At 59.2% G+C, this 18246-nt stretch carries 14 protein-coding genes; 8 read left to right on the top strand and 6 right to left on the bottom strand.

What is annotated here, in order from left to right:
- Positions 1–732: ATP-binding protein (locus tag ACEG18_RS07200; protein ID WP_372542014.1), on the bottom strand; the 732-nt coding region annotated here is incomplete at its 3' end.
- A gap of 432 nt (positions 733–1164) precedes the next feature.
- Between ACEG18_RS07200 and ACEG18_RS07195 the strand changes: the two genes are divergently transcribed.
- On the top strand, positions 1165–2181 hold the full coding sequence (locus tag ACEG18_RS07195) for a DUF4352 domain-containing protein (protein WP_372542013.1): 1017 nt from the start codon (positions 1165–1167) through the stop codon (positions 2179–2181).
- A 166-nt stretch (positions 2182–2347) separates the two neighbouring features.
- Here the strand turns inward: ACEG18_RS07195 and ACEG18_RS07190 are convergent, their stop codons facing one another.
- Positions 2348–6715 carry a hypothetical protein gene (locus ACEG18_RS07190; protein ID WP_372542012.1) on the bottom strand — a complete coding sequence of 1456 codons (4368 nt, stop codon included), beginning with the start codon at positions 6713–6715 and terminating at the stop codon, positions 2348–2350.
- 155 nt (positions 6716–6870) lie between these two features.
- Entirely contained in the window at positions 6871–7875 is a 1005-nt protein-coding gene (locus ACEG18_RS07185) for a helix-turn-helix domain-containing protein (protein ID WP_372542011.1), read from the bottom strand.
- A 657-nt stretch (positions 7876–8532) separates the two neighbouring features.
- Between ACEG18_RS07185 and ACEG18_RS07180 the strand changes: the two genes are divergently transcribed.
- Genes ACEG18_RS07180 through ACEG18_RS07170 form a run of 3 tightly spaced genes read left to right on the top strand, consistent with a single transcriptional unit; the run spans position 8533 to position 9733 of the window.
- Complete coding sequence (locus tag ACEG18_RS07180; protein ID WP_006234594.1) at positions 8533–8853, top strand: PadR family transcriptional regulator; 321 nt, start codon at positions 8533–8535, stop codon at positions 8851–8853.
- The gene (locus tag ACEG18_RS07175) at positions 8840–9463 is read left to right on the top strand and encodes a DUF1700 domain-containing protein (RefSeq protein WP_372542009.1); all 624 of its coding nucleotides are present in this window, start codon (positions 8840–8842) and stop codon (positions 9461–9463) included. The genes ACEG18_RS07180 and ACEG18_RS07175 overlap by 14 nt, the downstream gene beginning before the upstream one ends.
- A gap of 15 nt (positions 9464–9478) precedes the next feature.
- Positions 9479–9733 (top strand): hypothetical protein, encoded by a 255-nt coding sequence (locus ACEG18_RS07170; protein WP_372542008.1) that lies wholly within the window; start codon positions 9479–9481, stop codon positions 9731–9733.
- Positions 9734–10315: 582 nt separating this feature from the next.
- Here ACEG18_RS07170 and ACEG18_RS07165 read toward each other — a convergent pair.
- The 3 genes from ACEG18_RS07165 to ACEG18_RS07155 are packed head-to-tail and all read right to left on the bottom strand — an operon-like array spanning position 10316 to position 12582.
- Complete coding sequence (locus ACEG18_RS07165; protein WP_372542006.1) at positions 10316–10723, bottom strand: arginase family protein; 408 nt, start codon at positions 10721–10723, stop codon at positions 10316–10318.
- A gap of 30 nt (positions 10724–10753) precedes the next feature.
- A complete protein-coding gene (locus ACEG18_RS07160; RefSeq protein WP_372542004.1) occupies positions 10754–11893 on the bottom strand; it encodes a HAMP domain-containing sensor histidine kinase in 1140 nt (379 codons plus the stop codon).
- Positions 11890–12582, bottom strand: a complete 693-nt coding sequence (locus tag ACEG18_RS07155; RefSeq protein ID WP_443803741.1) for a response regulator transcription factor — start codon at positions 12580–12582, stop codon at positions 11890–11892. The genes ACEG18_RS07160 and ACEG18_RS07155 overlap by 4 nt, the downstream gene beginning before the upstream one ends.
- Positions 12583–12711: 129 nt before the next feature.
- Between ACEG18_RS07155 and ACEG18_RS09695 the strand changes: the two genes are divergently transcribed.
- The 4 genes from ACEG18_RS09695 (at position 12712) to ACEG18_RS07135 (ending at position 18206) form a co-directional block, all read left to right on the top strand.
- Positions 12712–12801, top strand: a complete 90-nt coding sequence (locus ACEG18_RS09695) for a CD1871A family CXXC motif-containing protein (protein ID WP_022094046.1) — start codon at positions 12712–12714, stop codon at positions 12799–12801.
- Positions 12794–13696: a 4Fe-4S binding protein gene (locus ACEG18_RS07145; RefSeq protein ID WP_372542001.1), complete on the top strand. Its 903-nt coding sequence runs from the start codon at positions 12794–12796 to the stop codon at positions 13694–13696. Before ACEG18_RS09695 ends, ACEG18_RS07145 begins: the two co-directional genes overlap by 8 nt.
- 30 nt (positions 13697–13726) lie before the next feature.
- Positions 13727–14698, top strand: coding sequence for a TlpA family protein disulfide reductase (locus ACEG18_RS07140; RefSeq protein ID WP_372541999.1), 972 nt, complete (start codon positions 13727–13729; stop codon positions 14696–14698).
- A 253-nt stretch (positions 14699–14951) separates the two neighbouring features.
- Positions 14952–18206: an ABC transporter ATP-binding protein/permease gene (locus ACEG18_RS07135; protein ID WP_372541997.1), complete on the top strand. Its 3255-nt coding sequence runs from the start codon at positions 14952–14954 to the stop codon at positions 18204–18206.
- Positions 18207–18246 lie beyond the last annotated feature (40 nt).

Raw genomic sequence — 18246 nt, 5'->3', positions numbered from 1 at the left:
GGTACCGACCTTCTCGAGCACGTAGTCCTCGATGCCCTTGGGATAGCAAAAATCCTCTTCGGTAAATTCGCCATCGTCGCCCTCGATACGCAGGCGGAAGGTAACGTTGGCGTTGACCACGGCCTGGCGGCGCATGGTCTCGCGATACCAATCGTGGGGAATACTAATCGAGGTAAAGACCTCAAGATCGGGGCGCCACTTGATGGTGGTGCCGGTGCGGTCCTCATCGCTGGGCTCAATCTCGAGTGCCTTCTTTTTGGCGCCGACGACCTTGCCCTTCTTAAAGTGCAGAGAGTACTTGTTACCGTCGCGCCAAACCGTGACGTCCATGTATTCGGAGGCGTACTGGGTCGCGCACGAGCCCAGGCCGTTGGTGCCGAGCGAGAAGTCGTAGTCGCCGCCCTGGTTGTTGTTGTACTTGCCGCCGGCGTAAAGCTCGCAAAAGACGAGTTCCCAGTTAAAGCGCTTCTCGGAGGGGTTCCAGTCGAGCGGGCAGCCGCGGCCGTTGTCCTCTACCTGGATGGAGCCATCGCGAAAGGCGGTAAGGGTGATGAGCTTGCCGTAGCCCTGGCGCGCCTCGTCAACGGCGTTGGACAGGATCTCGAAGGCAGCATGCGCGCAGCCATCGAGTCCGTCCGAGCCAAAGATGACGGCGGGGCGTAGGCGTACGCGTTCCTCGTCCTTGAGCTGGCGGATACTGTCGTTACCATAGTTTGCGGTGTTTTTTGCCATACTCGCTCTCTCGGTGCTCCTTTTGCTGCGTTTAAGTCATATAGATAGTCAAGGTAGCATAGCCCAGGCCGTGGGCGATTCCATCTAACACGAAATCCATCGAACAATCGTTCGGAGTTCGATGGAGATTCGTTTACTCGGACAAAACCGAGTCGGTTCTGTCCGAGTAAGTTTGAAGGCGGCTGGAGGCGCCCTACCTTGCTTGCGGATGGATCGAATCGAACATTGGGACAAGCGTCTCGTTTTATGGGCCACGGGCGTGCGTGTGCGAGTCCCTTTGGCCCATAAGGAACGCTGGCGGGTCGTTATTTGGGCCGTGGGTCACTTCGCCCGCGCCGTGTTTCGTCATACGCTCATAGTGGAAGCCGATGCCACGGAGTCGACTCGCGACTCGGGCAACGGATGAGCTACAAGCCGAAAGGAGCGGTGAGGATGATGAAGCCCATGACGAAGAAGCTGCTGTTAGGAATTCCCACTGTGACGCTTTCGGCCGTGCTGGCGTGTACGGTGGCAGGCTGCGGCGGTAATGCGCCGAGTGGCTCGGGCGGGAGCGCACCTGTGCAGGAGAAGTCCAAGAAGGCCAAGGCCTATGAGTCGCAGACGGTCGAGGTGGCAGGCATTACCTATGAGTCGGTGGCTCACGGTACGTTCTATCGCGGTGATGCCAAGAAGCAGGACGGCTTTTACCTGCACATCAAGATTACCAACAACAACACAAAGAACAGGACGTTCAGTTCCTTTAACGTGCATGCTGCCCAGGGCGATCTTGAGGCAGGCGACCCGTTGTTTACTTCCGGCAAGTCGGCCGTGCTCGACTACGTTGCAAGTGAGGCTCCCGATGAGCTTCACGAGGGCATCGATCTTTCCGAGAGGCCAGATATCGGCCCGGGCGAGACCGTTGAGTACGTGTATTTCTGGGCGCCCAAGACGGCGTACTACGGGCCCATCACTGTCGAGTTCGTAGACGCTTACGCCCCCGCCAAGAATCATGAGGCCATGCACTTTGACACCACGGGATGCGAGACCAAGGAGTTCAAGGCGGCCGGCGGCGTGGCCGATTCTGGCGAGAAGGCAGATTTAATGGGCATCGACTGCGCATCGTACAGCATCGAGGCCGCCGATGGGTACACGCTGGATTCGTCCGACGAAGAGCGCGAAAAGGCAAACTTCTTCCACGACGAGACTGGAGGACGCCTGAACATCAGCATCTTCCCGCGCTCGCCGGAGGAAGAGGTTGCAAGCCTAGAGCAGGTCTACGAAGGCAAGGAGACAACAACCGACCAGGTCGAGTACAACGGTATAACGTGGCTGCGCTTTACCGGTCCCGACAACGGTCATACGCTGTTTGCGACGGCTCCCGCAACGGGTGAAACCGTCCGCGTGTCGATCGGCTGGAAGATCGACTGGGATGCCGCCGTGCCCATGATGGAGGCACTGAAGCTCAAATAACGCCGCGATTCTTACGTCAGGCGACTCAGGGCTGGCTCCGAGTTATCGGGGCCAGCCCTTTTTGACGCTCGATGAGCAGGGCCAGTGCCTCGCGCGGTTTCGGGTACAGTGGGGCACCGTGCGCGCAATGACGAACATGATTTCCATAATGACATGTAACTTGGAGCTAGCGAGGCCTATCCGAATTGACCTCATTGGCGGTGTCTTTTTTGAGCGCCGTGCGGCGGGCGCTGTAGGCGATGAGGCCCGCGCCTGCCGCGGCGAGTGCTGCAGCGGCTGCCGTAAGGGGAGCGTTGACATCGCCCGTGCCCGCAAGCGCGCCCGCTTTTCCGGAGCGTTTGTTATTGCCGTGGTCCTTGCTGCTGCCGGAGCTGCTTCCGCCGGAGCCGCCGCCCTCGTCAGTACCGCTGCCACTCGAGCCACCATCGCCGTCTGCTGTCATCGGGGCGTCGTGAAGTCCTGCCGTATCCGCGCTGTCGCATACGCCGACCTGCACTTCTGAGCGTTCGCATACCGCGTCGGGCATATGAAGCTCGTGCAGTACGGCACCCAGCGTCGAGTTTGCGCCGGGTCGGATTTCCTCGAGCGTCACGGGATCGAGCGCCACCAGATTACGTGCCTTCGCATACAGCGTTACGCGTTTGCCCACTTCGTCGCTCCAACTCTCGGGGATGGCGAAGCTCATGCGGAACTGTGCCGTGCAACCCGGTGCCAGCACGGCGTTGCCGTTGTCGGCTACCAGCGGGTGCGTTGCAAAACGCGCGCCCAGCGTCTCGAGCGCGTACTTTACGTGTGCCATGTCGTTGGCCGAAGTATCTTCGGCAAGTTCTGGATCGTAGATCGAAGCCATGCGTGCGTTCGCTCCGAATCCGATGGATGCGCTGGAGAACGGCTGGCTGGAGCCCTCTCGGTACAGATCGATCGTGCCGGCGGTCAGCAAAGTGTTGCCGTCGTTTCGCACCGTGACCATGAAGGATTCGCCTGCTGCTCCGGGCACCACCGCGCCTGAGGTAGCGACCGCGCCCGTCGGAGTGGCACACGCCACCAGAGGCACTTCGATGCCGTGCAGCTCTGCCTCGCTCTTCTCCGCGCTCACAATGTGCGTGGCGAGCGCGGAGAGCATGCCTCCCGACGTCAAAAATGTCGTTATCTGATCGACGGGATGGTCCAGCTCGCACATCACGAACGGCTCCGTGAACAGATCGCCTGCCAAGGTGCTGGCGAAGATACGGAAGTGCTTGCCCATCACTGCTACCGGGTTGCCTTCTTCGTCGTAGGTTTGCCCCACCTTGCCATCGGTGTTCTCTACATAGAGCGCGCACCTGCCGTTGTTGCTTACGCTAAACGATGCCGGGCCACAGCCTGCGGCACCCACGGGCTGCGTTGCAAATGCCGATGCGCCTCGCGTCCAAGTAATATGCTGCAGTTGCTCGTTGACGGTGGCCAAAAAGCCCGAATGTTGTGGCCACGGCACCGCATGGGGCACCGTGGCGTCTGGTGGCATAACGCCCCAGCCCGCAATGGACTGGCCGATCACGGCGTACGATGCGCAGCCGCAACCGTCTGCGGTCTCGTACGCAACGGGCACCACCATTTTGCCGTTGATATTCTCGGGCTCGCTCAGCTCGATACTCGACGGTGCCTGCGGAAAGCGAAGAACTTGGCGGAACGTCAGGCTGTCGTCCGAAACGTCCGACCACAGCGTGAAGCACTCCAGCGCAACCTCAGCCTCGCTGCCGAGCGCCTTTTCTGCGGTGGTTCCGCGACGGTGGAGGTAGGCACCCGACAGGCGTCCGTCGACCAGCGTCTTGCCCACCGTGATACGCGGGCACTGCAGGCAATGGTAGCCATCCTCTTGCAGGCGGCCGCGCGAGATGCTGCGCCATGACGTATGCGACACCACGCGAACTCCGTCGTTGCTTATGCGCAGGCGCACAACGGACAGTATGCCGGATGTGCTCGCCGTATCGAAATGGGTGTTGTCGCCGGCGGGGCGCTCGCCCGAGACCAGCAGCACGTAGGCGTCCTGGTTTCCTCTTCCGTCCGTATATTCCGCCACGTCGAAGTCGTAATCGAATATGCCGTTGCGCTCCACGTCGCCCTCGCCAAACCCAAGGGGGAAGTCCACGGGCGTGGGAGCGGACCACGTGCCGTTTGCCTTTGTGTGCACCACCAGGCGCGAGCGGCCATTGTCGCCGTAGCGCACCGAGGCGATACGGAATAGGCATTCTACGCCGGCAATCATTGCCAGCTTCATGTGAGCTTCGCTGAGCACGCCAGCAAACAGCACGTTGTCGCTCGAGGGTTTTATGCCGCCACGCTCGTCCTCCGACACGCCGGCAGAATTGGCGTTCGGGTCCGCAACGGCGTTCGTCGCCTGCCCGATATAGGCGTACTTATACATCGGCGCGGCGTTGTCGTCGTCCTCTATCAGTGCATGGACGAAATGCTCGATCTGTCCCGTGTCGTCGCTTTCTGCATCCGCCTCGAGCTCAATGCGCGTGACCGCCCGGTCCCAATCGCGTACGGTAGGCGCGACGTTTGCGGCAGTGGCCTTAACCTCGGCGCGTGCGAGCAGCTCGGCGTTGGTGACGATGGTGGCCGATGCGATAAATTGCGGCACACCACCTGCCTCGGCGTTGCCGGGCGTGCCGAAGCAGGCATCCAACGTATAAGGCGTATTTCCACCCAATGCCAGCTCAGAGCGCTGGAGCACATACTGGTCGCCATTGTTCACCGACATATTCCACGAATCGATGAGTGTGGGCCACGACCCCGACCAAGCCTTGGTGGTCCACTTGAACATTACGAACTGGAGTATCACATCGACATCGACGTCTGCACCTACGCGCAGTCGCGGAAGCTGGTGTCCATCTGCCTTCTCGTACCCAATGAACAGCGTGAGGGATGCGGCGCCGCGCACGGCAGACGAGGCGACGCCTGCAACGCCGGCGCCAAAGGTGACGGCAAGCCCGATCTGGATGGTGAACGAGCCCGACGTGTTTGAATAGTCGAGCGAAATGTTTTTAAAAAACGCCGCGCCGCTGCCGTGCGTGTGGGCACCCACAGCGAGCGCCAGCTTCGCCAGCACCCAGGGATTGACGTTTAGGAAAAACGGCACCGGTCCTAGGGTAAACTGCTCGGTCCAATTGAGGTCGGTTCTTACCTGGAAGAGGGCCTTAATATTGCCGTATGCGGGGTCGTTGTTGTTACCCCAGGTTTTGCCCACCCAATCGTAGGCAAGCGAGCCGTACAGCTGTGTGGCGATATCCATCGTGAACAGCGGCGTGCAATGGTGGCGAAGGAGCTTGGTGTTTCTTGGATCGGTGCCCGAACCGGCACTCATACTCTTGTACTGATTCCACTTCCCCTCCATCTCGTCGAGGTAGCGGTTTGCCTGCTTGGCGCCCGACTCGCGCGGCGATTTCTTCCAGTATTCCGGATCAGGGTTGCCCGAATCGTTCATATAGCTGGCTGGTTTGTATCCTCCGCCAAACAGTACGTATCCAGCAAACGAGAAATCGAAGAGGATCGGAAATGTGGGCATCCAGCACGTGAACTTATTGCCACCGATGCCGGGAAACGCCGCGGGGAAATCAAACGGAGTGATCTCTTGGTCCATGGTAGTGGGGACGATAGTGGTCGATCCGGATTCTGCCTTTGCGGCCGGCGCAGTGACAACGGCCATGGGGGAGGAGAGCGTATAGGTCTTGCCCTGGTAGTCGAGGACAAAGCGCAACTTGCATCCTTCTTCCAGAAGGCTCGACGCTGCATCGAGGAACTTGTCTTCGAGCGTGAACGTCGCCAGATTATCCGCGCCCGATGCGCTGGCCTTGACTTGGCCAATCTGCGCGACGGTTTCGGATGAGCTGCCCGCAGCGGGCATCACTTTATTGATATGCAATGTTGCCTGCCCGCCCTGCGGCAGATGAGCCTGCACGGTAAAAGCGTGCGTGTCGGGCTGGTCGTTTGCTGCTTCGTCCGCTGGCATTGCCATAAACGTGGCGTCGGCGTACTGGATGTCCCATTCGTCGAATGTGAGCTGGCGGAAGTACGGCTCGCCGTCGGAAAGCGGACGTGTGGGTGCGGTAATGGCGGTGCCGCCCTGGATGCGCGCAAGGGGAATCTCGACATCGCGGTAGCCTTTCATGCTGATGGAGATACCGCCGTTAAAGTCGTACGCGTCGAGAAGCGTTGCCTCGTCCACGTAGCCTTCCGAAAGCGGCGCGACCTCAAAGATGGCCGTGCCTTCGTCATCGGTCGTGGCGGTGAGCTGCTTGCCTGCGGCGTAGCGCGACGTGAGCGTGACCTGCGCTCCCTTGATGGGCGTATTCTTGTTGGCGACGTCGACCACGACCACACCAAACATGGTGCGCGAGAGAACGAGCACCTTGAAGGGCTCTTCTTCGTCGGCATAGGCCGCGGTGGGCGCGAACGGCAGCAGGAAGGCATTTTCGCTTCCCGGCACGCGAGGCAACATAATGCTCGCTAGCGAGGACGCTCCAGCAACAAGTAACGAACGGCGATCAAGCATCTTGGGCTCCCATCCCGCAAATATCGGTGGAAATAATCCAATTTTGCGAGAAGGTGCCCCGTAGCGGTAGTGCCGTTCAAGGGTCAAAATGTCCAAATTAATCGAGCGAAGCGCCGGGTTCCGGAACGCGTTCGATGCGCTTGGCAGCCCGGTCGCTAACGCAACATGTGCGCGACCAGCTCGGCGCGTGTGCCGATGCCAAGCTTTGCGTATACGCCGGATAGGCGGTTTTTGACGGTGCCCGGCGATACTCCCATATGGCGTGCGATTTCGGCGTTGGTCCATCCGCGACAGGCGAGCATGGCCATGGTGAATTCCGTGGTTGTTAGATCGTCGGCAACGTCCTCGCCCGAATCGGGGTTGTGGATGCGCCGCCAGCCGTAGCTGAAGCGGTACGTGATCTCGATGATGCGAGCGAAATCGTCGGGGTATTGCGATTTTAGGCATGCCTCGATAAGCCCCTGCAAAAGGCCGTGGTGCTCGCCGATGAGCTCGATAAGGCCGTCGGGGCGCGCAATGTTCCAAGCAGCTCCGAAGTGCGTTTTTGCGGCGTCGACGTCTTTGAGACTCATGCAGGCCATGGAAGCCGACAGGTGCAGGAACAGTTCCGAGATGGGATAACTTCCCTGTTTCATAATTAGGGCGTTTTCCGCCATGCCCAGGCTGCGGCCGTATTCGCCGCGCAGATATAAGGCGTGCGCCATCACGTAACTGGCGAACAGGCGCAGGCCTTCGGGCAGATGCGCCGCAAGTGGATAAAACTCTTCGGCGGAATACGGGGAAGGCAAGTGCAGCAGGACGCTCGCGGCGGAGGCGAACAGGATATGCATGGCGTGGATGGCGGGCGATTCCTCGTCAGTTGGCGTATCGAGGATGCCAGTAAGGCACCGGCGGGTGTCGGCGATACGGTTGAGCGACAGGCTGGCATATCCGCAGATAAAGCATGCGGAATAGCGCAGCGCGGGATCGTTGGCGTCAAGATAGGGGCGCGCCGTCTTGGCAGCGAGGGTGGCCTGTCCGCGAAAGTACAGCGCTTCTGCCGTGGCAATGGCGCGCGAATCGGGGTCGGAAATGCCTGCAACCGCAGCGTCGATCTGCCCCGGCACAAAGGCAGTGCACATCAACGGCATGGGAACGCATGGGTAGCCATCGCAGTCCATCTTCCATCTCCCAACAGCTGGCAACAATAGCAGCAATTGTACTCCTGTTGCTCGGGACTGGAATTTGTGGGTATCGCCTACGATTATGCCGAACGTATAAAGGAAGAATCTATTGGCGATACTCCCAAGGTGGCTACCGAAGCCTAGCTGACCTTGGGATATAGAAAAACTGCCACCCCTGCAAAAAGCTCTGTCGCAGCGATGGGAAACGGACCTTCTGGGCATTCCAGCGTCTCCAGCCAGCGCAGGACTGCTGCTGTCGCCTGCGCGTTGGCGAGCGGGGCGTGGGGATCGTCCGGCGACCAGCGGTGACGGGCGAGCCCTGCCGCGTGCGTGGGCCTCCATCGGCGTAGACCCATGACCCGCATGGTATCGGAGAAGTCCACCATGGCGTCCAGGACCTTACCGTCCGGCACGTCCAGCCTAGCGGCTCTCTTGAACCCGAGGTCGAAGGGGGGCGTTGTACAAGGCATATGGGGCCGAGTGGAAGTGGATCAAAAGAGCGTTACTTGACGTTTCATGCATAATGCCAACCGCCCCGCGACATCACGTTCGCAGCGCGCAGGGGCCGGAGAATCTTCACGATGAGAGTTGACGCCTAATACCTTGCATCGTATAGTGTGTATAGCATAGTATATGACGAGAGGAGGTGTGCGGATGGAGGCCCAGATGAAGCGCGGCTTCCTGGAGGCCTGCGTGCTCGCGGCCGTCTCCGGCGAGGAGTCCTACGGCTACCAGATCGTGAAGGACGTGCCGGCGAGCATGGGGCTCACGGAGTCGACGCTCTACCCGCTGCTCAAGCGCCTGGAGAAGGCCGGGTGCATCACGGCGCGCTCCGCCGAGCACAACGGGCGGCTGCGCCGGTACTACCGCATCACGGACGACGGGCGAGCGCGCATCGAGGAGTTCCTGGCCGAGTGGCCGTCCGTACGGGAGATTTACGCATACGTTGAGGGGGCGCACCATGACGCGCGATGAGTTTCTGGGCCGGTTGGGCGAGCTACTCGCCTGCCTGCCGGCCGAGCAGGTGGAGGAGACCAAGGCGTTCTATGCGGAGGCCATCGCCGACCGCATGGAGGACGGCATGAGCGAGGAGGAGGCCGTGGCCGCCATGGGCGCCCCCGGCGAGGTTGCCGAGGCCACGCTCGACGACCTGCCCGCCGTGCCGCGCGCGATCGCGAGGACGCGCCGGCGCAGCACCGCGCTGCTGTGGGTGCTGGCCATCGTGGGCTCCCCGGTGTGGGTGCCGCTGCTCGCCGCCTTCGCCGCCGTGGCCGTCACGGTCTATATCTGCATCTGGGTGCTGGCGCTCTGCGTGTGGATCGTCGCGGCGGCGCTCGGGGGCGCGGGCGTAGTTGGGCTCCTGCTTGCCGTAAGCGGCGTCACCATCGGCCACTTCCCGTACGTCCTCGCCTCGGCGGGCGTGGGGCTCGGCCTCGTCGGCGTGGCGCTCTTCGTTGGTGCTGGCGCTTGGGCCGCCTCAAAACAAATCGCGCGCCTCTCGGCGCTCTGGGCGAGGAAGGCCGCCTCGCCCTTCTGGAAGGGTAAGGGCGAGAAGGGCGGCGCTGCCGCGCATCTTGCGGCGTAGAAAGGAGTGAGTACCATGACCAGCGCGAAGAAGATCTACCTTGCCGTGGCGGGCGGGCTCGTTGCCGCGGGCGTTGTCCTCGCGGGCATTGGCTTTATCGCCTCGGGTTTCGACCCGGCCGTGTTCACAACCCAAATCGACACGCGCGACAGCACCATCGTGCTCGGCGGCGTCGAGGTGGACGAACACGAGAGTATCCCGTTCATCAGCCAGCTCGCCAATCTGGACGAGATCGACACCTCCGACGTCGCGGACCCCGCCGCGCCCTAGGCGCAGCGAGCCCGGGCGCTCTGCCCGCCAAGCTGCGTAAGCCGGCGAAACCCGAACCTCAACCTCTAAGCAACTGGCCCCAAGCCTGCGCCGATTCGCTCTCAGCGCCGCGCGGGGGGGCCGTGACGCATGCCCAAAAAAGTACGAGGAGAAAGGAACGCACCGCCCACAGCCACGCCCTTCCGCCTTCACGGGGCCACGCGGGACCGGAAGCGACTGGGCCGTGCGGTGGGGCTGTGCTTGGATTGGCTACACTGATATGGACAGATCCGTGAGGGGCGCGAGATACGGGACTCCGGGGAGATCTTCGAGGAGGAGCGCCTCGACTGGAAGCGCGGGTTCAGTGGAGCATGAACCTAATCTCTGTCTCTCTTGTTTTTTTGATTTGTTGAGAAGCCGGCATTTGGGGCATTTTGGATAGCGAACAGTTCAAACAAGAAGCTGAGAAAATAGAACAAAGCCTGAGTGCCTCGAGAGTCGCCGAGCGCAATGCAGTGATTCCCTTCATGAACGGCGACTTTACCCAATGGGATCTATATCTGGCATCCTCCTCTGAGTATGCGATGAGACTGATAGACGGATTCATCTCCATGCTCGAGTCGAGGAATCTTGTTTGCGTCGCCCAGCTTCTCCGCGCACAGGTTGGAGTCTGCCTGCGGACATTCGCGTTATTCGCCGCCGAAGACCGGGATGACTTTCTCCCAAAAGGCTGCCAAGTACCATGGCGTGAGCGTTGGGGTAGCCATCATTCAGCGTGGATACATCCGGATGCGCATAGATCCAGACGATTCCAACGTTCTCGTATTTCCCGTGCAGGTAATCGAAGAGGGCAAGCGACACCATACAGTTGCCGCCGACGGTCACGACTCTGTCGGGGGTTTCTGCCGTAAGCTTCCTCTTCGCATCCTGAATCCCTGCCAGGACTTCGTCCTCGGCATAGATGCGAACTGCCTCCCATTTCTCATGTCCAAGTTTTGGGACGCGTTTCACAATGCCGAGTGGGGCCCCTGGACAGTCGGATCACGTGGTGGCCCCCTTTGAGAGGGTCACGAGCATCACGGTTCCGTTCTCGGAACTTGCTTCGACCTCTACCGTGCCACCGTGAAGAGCTGCAATCTCCCAAACGAGCGCTAGTCCGAGTCCTGCGCCGCCGTATGCCCTGCTGCGGGATTTGTCTAGACGAAAGAACGGCTGGAAGATGCTCTCTCGGTACTGTTTGGGTATTCCCGGGCCCTGGTCCTCGACTCGCAGGAACACGCGGCTGTTGTTGTCGCAGATGGAGACGTTGACAGTCGAGCCGGGGCGGCTGTAACGGATGGCATTTTCGACCAGGTTAAACACCAGCCGATAGAGGAGCGTGTCGCTCCCGATTACTAAAGCGTCTCCAGCACAATTGAGGGCTATGCCCTTATTCTCGGCAAGTGGCGCAAGGTCGGTGAGGACCTCTTCGGACAAGGGACCAAGTTCAACATCGTCCTCGCAAGGAACGCTGCGGAGCTCACTCATCTCGAGCAACACCTTGGTCATCCGCGACATCCGCTCAGTTTGTTCTTGTAGCAGGCCGAGCAGCTCGGCTGTTTCGGGTCGCAAACCGGAGCGCTCGGAAATGAATAGTTCAATCTGTGCTTGCATAAGGGCGAGCGGGGTGCGCAGCTCGTGTGCGGCGTTGCCGGTAAACTGACGCTGTGCAGAGAACCCTTCGCCAAGACGGGCGATCATGTCGTTGAAAGAGGCGCTGCATCGTTGTAGCTCGGTGGGCACATCTTCACTGAGTCTGATTTCGCTTAGGTTGTCAGGCTGCACACGCTCAACCTGGGCTGCAAAAGCCCGTAGCGGTTTGAGCGCACGGCCGCTCACAAAGTATGCCAGCACGCCGCCAAGGAGTGTGACTCCGGCCGTGATGCACCAGGTTGTCGTGCCAAAAGACTCCTGTGCGTCGTTTACGACGATCGTGACCTTGTCATCGGGGGTCGCTTTCGTTGGGTCGAACGCCTGGGGTGAATCTTCGCCGGTTGCGTTAAAGGCCGAGATGTTACTGCCGATGGCATCCATGTAGCGCATGCCCGTATAGCCGACCAGGCAGTTCGTCAGCACGCATGCTGCACACGTGAGCAGTGCCGTCATCAGCGTAATGCGCCACTGCAGCGACAAACGCTTCATTCGCAGTCCTCCATAACGTAGCCCTCTCCAATCCGATTGCGAATCGGGTCGTATCCCAAAGCGATGCGTAGCTTTTTGCGGAGTGTCGAGATGTGAACGCGGGTCGCGTTGCTAAAGCTGTTCACGCTGCTATCCCAAACGTGCTCGATAAGCTCCTCTTGGCTTACCGGTCGCCCCTGATTAAGCATCAGGTATTCCAAGATTCCCGTCTCCTTGCGCGTAAGAGATAGAGCTTCACTGTCCACGGAAGCGATGCGCGCCTTGGTGTCAAAGCTGAGCTTTCCGCAGATTAATACTATGTCGCTTTGTGCGAAGCGCCTGAGGGTAAGGCTGCGGATCCTTGCCGCAAGTTCGTCCAGATGAAACGGCTTGGTGAGGTAATCGTTGGCGCCGGCATCGAGTCCGGCGACTTTATCGGATACTTCGCCACGTGCGGACAGAATCAGTACCTTAGTCTCGCAGTCAGTTTTCCTAAGTTCCCTGAGTACGGTCATGCCGCCGATACGGGGAAGGTTGAGGTCGAGTACCACGAGGTCGAAGGCCTCAACGTTCAGTAGGTCGAGCGCCTCCTGTCCGTCGTGACAGCAGTCGACGCTGTACGCCAAGTTTCGCAAACTGCGCGCGATTGCATCGCACAGCGCCCGCTCGTCCTCGACGATCAAAATTCGCATAACAGTCTCCTTGCACATTCCAAATCGCGCTTAACACGGATTTTATAGTCGATATGGTCCAATGGTCGCGTAACGAAAGGAGTGGTCGAGTTGTTCAAAGCGGTAAAACCCGTGGTACAGGTCGCTTTGTTGATCGTCGGAATCACTATGGTGTGCTTTGGTGTTATGCGTGGCGAGGCGGATGCCGTGCTGGCCAAAGCGATTAGGCTGTGCTTGGAGTGTATCGGAATTGGATAAAAGAGAAAACACTGCGTCGCATGTTTTGGCCCGATTTCGCGGATTCATTCAGGCGGCGGCGACGCTCATCACCAACATTCACTTGCCAAACTTTGCCAAAGGCGGCATCTATCAGGGCGCGGGAAAAACAGTCTGCGTACCTGGACTTAACTGCTATTCGTGCCCCGCGGCATCGGGTGCGTGCCCCATCGGGTCGTTCCAGTCGGTGGTAGGTTCATCCAAGTTCAACTTTTCCTACTACGTAACCGGTACGCTCATTTTGCTCGGCGTGCTGCTGGGACGCTTTGTATGCGGCTTTCTGTGCCCGTTTGGCTGGCTGCAGGAGCTGCTTCACAAGATTCCCGGCAAAAAGCTTTCGACAAAAAGGCTCAAGGCGCTTACGTATATCAAATACCTTGTGCTGCTGTTTGCCGTGGTATTGCTGCCTGTGCTGTTGGTCAACGATGTGGGGATGGGCGATCCGTTCTTTTGCAAGTACATCTGTCCACAGGGTGTGCTCGAGGGCGCCATTCCTCTGGCCATTGCCAATGCCGGCATTCGATCTGCGCTGGGCCAACTCTTTACCTGGAAACTTGTCGTTCTCATTGCCGTGGTAGTGCTGAGCGTTTTGTTCTATCGTCCCTTCTGCAAATGGATTTGCCCGCTCGGTGCATTCTATGCGCTCATGAATAAGGTGTCCTTGTTGGGGATTCAGGTTGACGCGTGCAAATGCGTCTCGTGCGGCAAGTGTTCAAGGGTTTGTCAGATGGACGTTGATGTGGTCCGCGCGCCCAATCATGCCGAATGTATCCGGTGCGGAAAGTGCATCGGGGCCTGTCCCGTCGATGCCATCAGCTATCGCTACGGCCTGGATGTGTCGGCAGAAAAACTCCCTCTGACCGCTGATGAAAAGTAAAACAAGCTTCGACAAAACGGAGGAATGACCATGAAGCTTTCTAAGATTGCGGCCCTGTTTATGGTGCCGGTATTGGCCTTGTGCCTTGTGGCATGTTCGGCGCCCGGTGGCAATGCGAGCGAATCTGCGAGCTCCGATCCTAAGATCGCAGAGCTCACTGCGCAGAAGCCGGCCAATGCCGACGAGGCCGCCGAGCTGTATGCGAAGCTCATGCAGAAGGAGAACGAGATCTTTTCGAGTGATAACGCGCTGTGGGAAAAGGTATTCAATGCGGCAAATAAAGACTCGGCAATGATTGAGGATGGCAGCAATTACGGCGATTTTCTGCTCAAGACCATCGACGGCGCCAAGGATGAGTTCACGGCGGATGAGCTTAAGACACTCAAGGCCGGTGCACAGCAGATCAAGGAGATCGAGGACAAGCTCGAGAGCCTGGAGAAGGAGTTCCCCGGCTGTGGAAGCACGCCGAGTGCAGGCGAGAGCGTCGACGCTTCGACCGCTGGCATGACGGCTGGTGCCAATGCTTCGAGCGAGGCGACGAAGTTCCCCAGCTTTACGGGCAAGGACCTGGATGGCAACGACGTGAACAGTGACGAGCTGTTCTCTAAGAACAAGGTCACCGTCATGAACTTCTGGTTCACTACTTGCAAGCCGTGCGTGGGCGAGCTGGGCGACCTTGAGGACCTGAATAAGGAGCTTGCCAAGAAGGGCGGCCAGGTCGTGGGCGTCAATTCCTTTACGCTCGATGGCAACAAGGGCGAGATTGCAGATGCCAAGGACGTGCTGAGCAAGAAGGGCGTGACATATAAGAACATCTGGTTCAAGTCGGATAGCGAGGCCGGTAAGTTTACGTCAAATTTGTTCTCGTTCCCGACGACGTATGTCATCGATCAGAATGGCAACATCGTAGGGGATCCAATCGTGGGAGCCATCAGCTCCGCCGAGCAGCGTGCAGCACTCGACAAGCTTATCGACCAGGCGATTGCGAATAGCGAGCAGTAAAAAACGCGTAAAGCATAGCGAGGATCGCGTGTCGCTGTGCGAAGTAGTCCGCTACCTTTCAAGATAAGCTCCACCATATAGAGGTCCCGCTCGGGACCTTTTCTTTTGGGCGCCGTCCCGTTCGTTTTTTGGCGCGGTTCGTTACATTCCTCACTGGTGTCGGTGAAAAATGGGGATAGAGTAGGACAAACGCGTCGAATACGAACGGCGGGGGAGAGCGGGCAGGGTGCCTGCGCAGGAGAGGTTGCCGTCCATGCTGGAGCTCAAAGGAATTTGCAAAAGGTACGTCACGCAGTCGTTTACGCAGGTGGCGCTCGACAACGTAAGCCTGTCTTTTCGCGATAACGAGTTCGTGGCCATCCTGGGTCCCTCGGGTTCGGGTAAAACCACGATGCTCAACGTTATCGGTGGGCTCGATCATTTCGATTCCGGTGACCTGCTGATCGACGGTATTTCGACCAAGGACTTTCACGATCGCGATTGGGATGCCTATCGCAACAACCGCATCGGCTTTGTGTTCCAGAGCTATAACCTCATTCCGCATCAGACCATTTTGGAAAACGTTGAGCTGGCGCTGACGCTCACGGGTGTGGGCCATGCCGAGCGCCGCCAGCGTGCGCGCGAGGCGTTGGAGAAAGTCGGCCTGGGCGAGCACATGAACAAGCGCCCGAGCCAGCTATCGGGTGGACAGATGCAGCGCGTGGCCATCGCCCGCGCCCTGATCAACGACCCCGAGATCGTGTTGGCAGACGAGCCGACCGGCGCCTTGGATTCAACGACATCCGTACAGGTCATGGATTTGCTCAAGGACGTGGCGCGCGACCGCTTGGTTATCATGGTCACGCACAATCCTGAGCTGGCGTACCAGTACGCCACGCGCATCGTCAACCTGGCGGACGGCAAGATCACCGATGATTCCGACCCCTTTGATGTCGCCGACGCCACGCGCCGCGAGGCCAAGCCTACGCGCAAAACCTCGATGAGCTTTGTGACGGCGCTGGGGCTTTCTGCCCGAAACCTCATGACCAAGAAGGGCCGTACGGCCATGACGGCCTTTGCGGGGTCGATTGGCATTATCGGTATTGCGGCGATCCTGGCGCTGTCCAATGGCGTAAACGGCTACATCAAAAAGGTCGAGGAGGACACGCTCTCGAGCTACCCGCTTACGATCTCCAAGCAGGACTACGACCTGTCGTCCATGATGGGCGGACAGGGGGCCGCGGATGATGACTCGCCTGAAAATGTGGATTCGTCCGACGACAGTGCCGGCGGCAAGGCTAAGGGAACCGATAAGATTCCCGTGGTCACGGCTGTAAAGGATATGTTTGCAAGCGTTAAGTCCAACGATATGACGAGCTTTAAGGCATGGCTCGATGCCGGTGGCGACGGTATCGATAAAGAGGTCAACGCCATTCAGTACGGCTACGGTGTATCGCCGGTTGTCTATCGTGCCGGTAAGGGCGATGAGAAGCCCGTCCGGCTGGTGCCCAACGCCATGACCGAGGCCATGAGCGGAGGCGCGAGCTCGGCGGCAACGGTGAGCATGGATTCCATGGGAACCTCGGTCTTTAACGAGATGATCGACGACCAGAGCCTGCTCGACAGCCAGTACGATGTCGTCGCCGGTCATTGGCCCACGTCTGCCAACGAAGCCGTGATGGTGCTTTCGAGCCGCGGCACGGTGGGCGACTACACGCTCTACAGCATCGGTGCGCTGGATATCGATGAGCTCAACGACCTGGTTAACAGCGCCATGGCGGCCGACGGTGGGGTCGAAACGCCCGAGACCGGCACCGACTTTACCTACGACGATGCGCTGTCCACGACGTTTAAGGTGCTGTCGCCGGCCGATGCCTATCGCAAAAACGAAGAGACCGGCATATGGACTGACATGTCTGACGACGCCGACTTTATGACGGCCAAGGTTGCCGACGGTATTGATGTGCACATTGTGGGCGTGGTGCGACCTAACGAGACCGCCAATGCGAGCGCGTTGTCTCCGGGCATTGCCTATACGCATGCGCTGACTCGCCAGCTTATGGAGCGCGCCACCGATTCGCAGATTGTTCAGGAGCAGCTCGCCCACCCCGAGATGGATGTCTTTACGGGCAAAACCTTCGACGAACTGCAAGGCGAGGCCAAACAAGGAGTGGATCTGGGCAGCATGTTCAGTGTGGACGAGGCGGCGCTCAAGAGCGCGTTCTCGTTCGATACGTCTGCGCTCTCGGGCGCTGCCGGCGGTATGGACCTTTCTGGTATCGACTTGTCCGGGCTGGACATTGACCTTTCGGGCGTTGGGAAGGACATCGACTTCAACGACATCATGGCCAAAGCGCCGGCCCCAGATTTTTCGGGCATCTTTGACGGTCTGGAGCTCACGCCCGAGCAAATGCAGCAGGTGGGAACGCTTGCCAACCAACTGTTTGAGGGCTTTTTGCAGTCTGATCAGTTTAAGGCGCTGTCGCCCGAAGATCTTAAGGACGCGTCAAAGCTTGCCGCCGCGTTCTCGGCATATCTTGAGAATGATGCCGCAGTCCAGCAAATCCTGGCCCAGCTCAAAGCGCTCGGCGGCGATGCCCTGGCCGAGCGCCTGCGGCAGGCGATGACTGACTATGTGCAAAAGCAACTGGCTCCGTATCTGCAGCAGGCTATGGATCAGGTGATGAAGGCAATCAGCGAGCAGATAGCGTCGACGGTATCGTCCCAGCTCAAGGCGGGCGCGGCAGGGCTCATGGACCAGATGGCGACGCAGATGTCTTCGAGTTTTGCCAACCTGGCGAGCGCCATGCACGTGGATGCGAGTGCCTTTGCTCATGCTATCCACTTCAACATGGACGCCGAGGACCTGAGTTCGCTCATGATGAGCTATGCCAAGGCGTCGAAGCTCACCTACGACAACAATCTGACCACGTTGGGCTATGCGGATGAGGCAGACCCCATCTCGGTTAAGATTTTCCCGCGCGACTTTGAGGCCAAAGAGCGCGTGCTCGATCACATCGATGCGTACAACAAGCAGGTCAAAGCCGCTGGTCACGATGAACAGGCAATCTCGTACACCGACTACATGGGCATCATCATGGGCTCGGTGACCGACATCGTGAACACCATCAGCTTGGTGCTCATCGCATTTGTGAGCATCAGCTTGGTCGTCAGCTCCATCATGATCGGCATCATCACCTACATCAGCGTGCTGGAACGCAAAAAGGAGATTGGCATCCTGCGCGCGATCGGCGCGTCGAAGCGTAACGTGGCCAACGTATTCAATGCCGAGACTTTCATCGAAGGTCTCATTGCCGGCGTCTTTGCCATTGTCGTCGTGGTGCTCGTGAGCTTCCCGGTCAATGCCTGGGCGCTTGCGGCCAAACAGGTCCCCAACCTGATGAGCCTGCCCGTGCAGGATGCGCTGGTGCTCATCGCGATTTCGGTGCTGCTGACGGTCGTCGCCGGTCTGCTGCCGGCCCGCAGTGCATCCAAAAAGGACCCCGTGGAAGCCCTGCGCTCCGAATAATGTGACAAAGGGACAGTCCCTTTGTCACGTCCGTTGATAT

The organism is Collinsella aerofaciens (assembly GCF_041537385.1).
GTDB lineage: Bacteria > Actinomycetota > Coriobacteriia > Coriobacteriales > Coriobacteriaceae > Collinsella > Collinsella aerofaciens_BV.
This window is presented reverse-complemented; position numbering and strand designations above follow the sequence as displayed.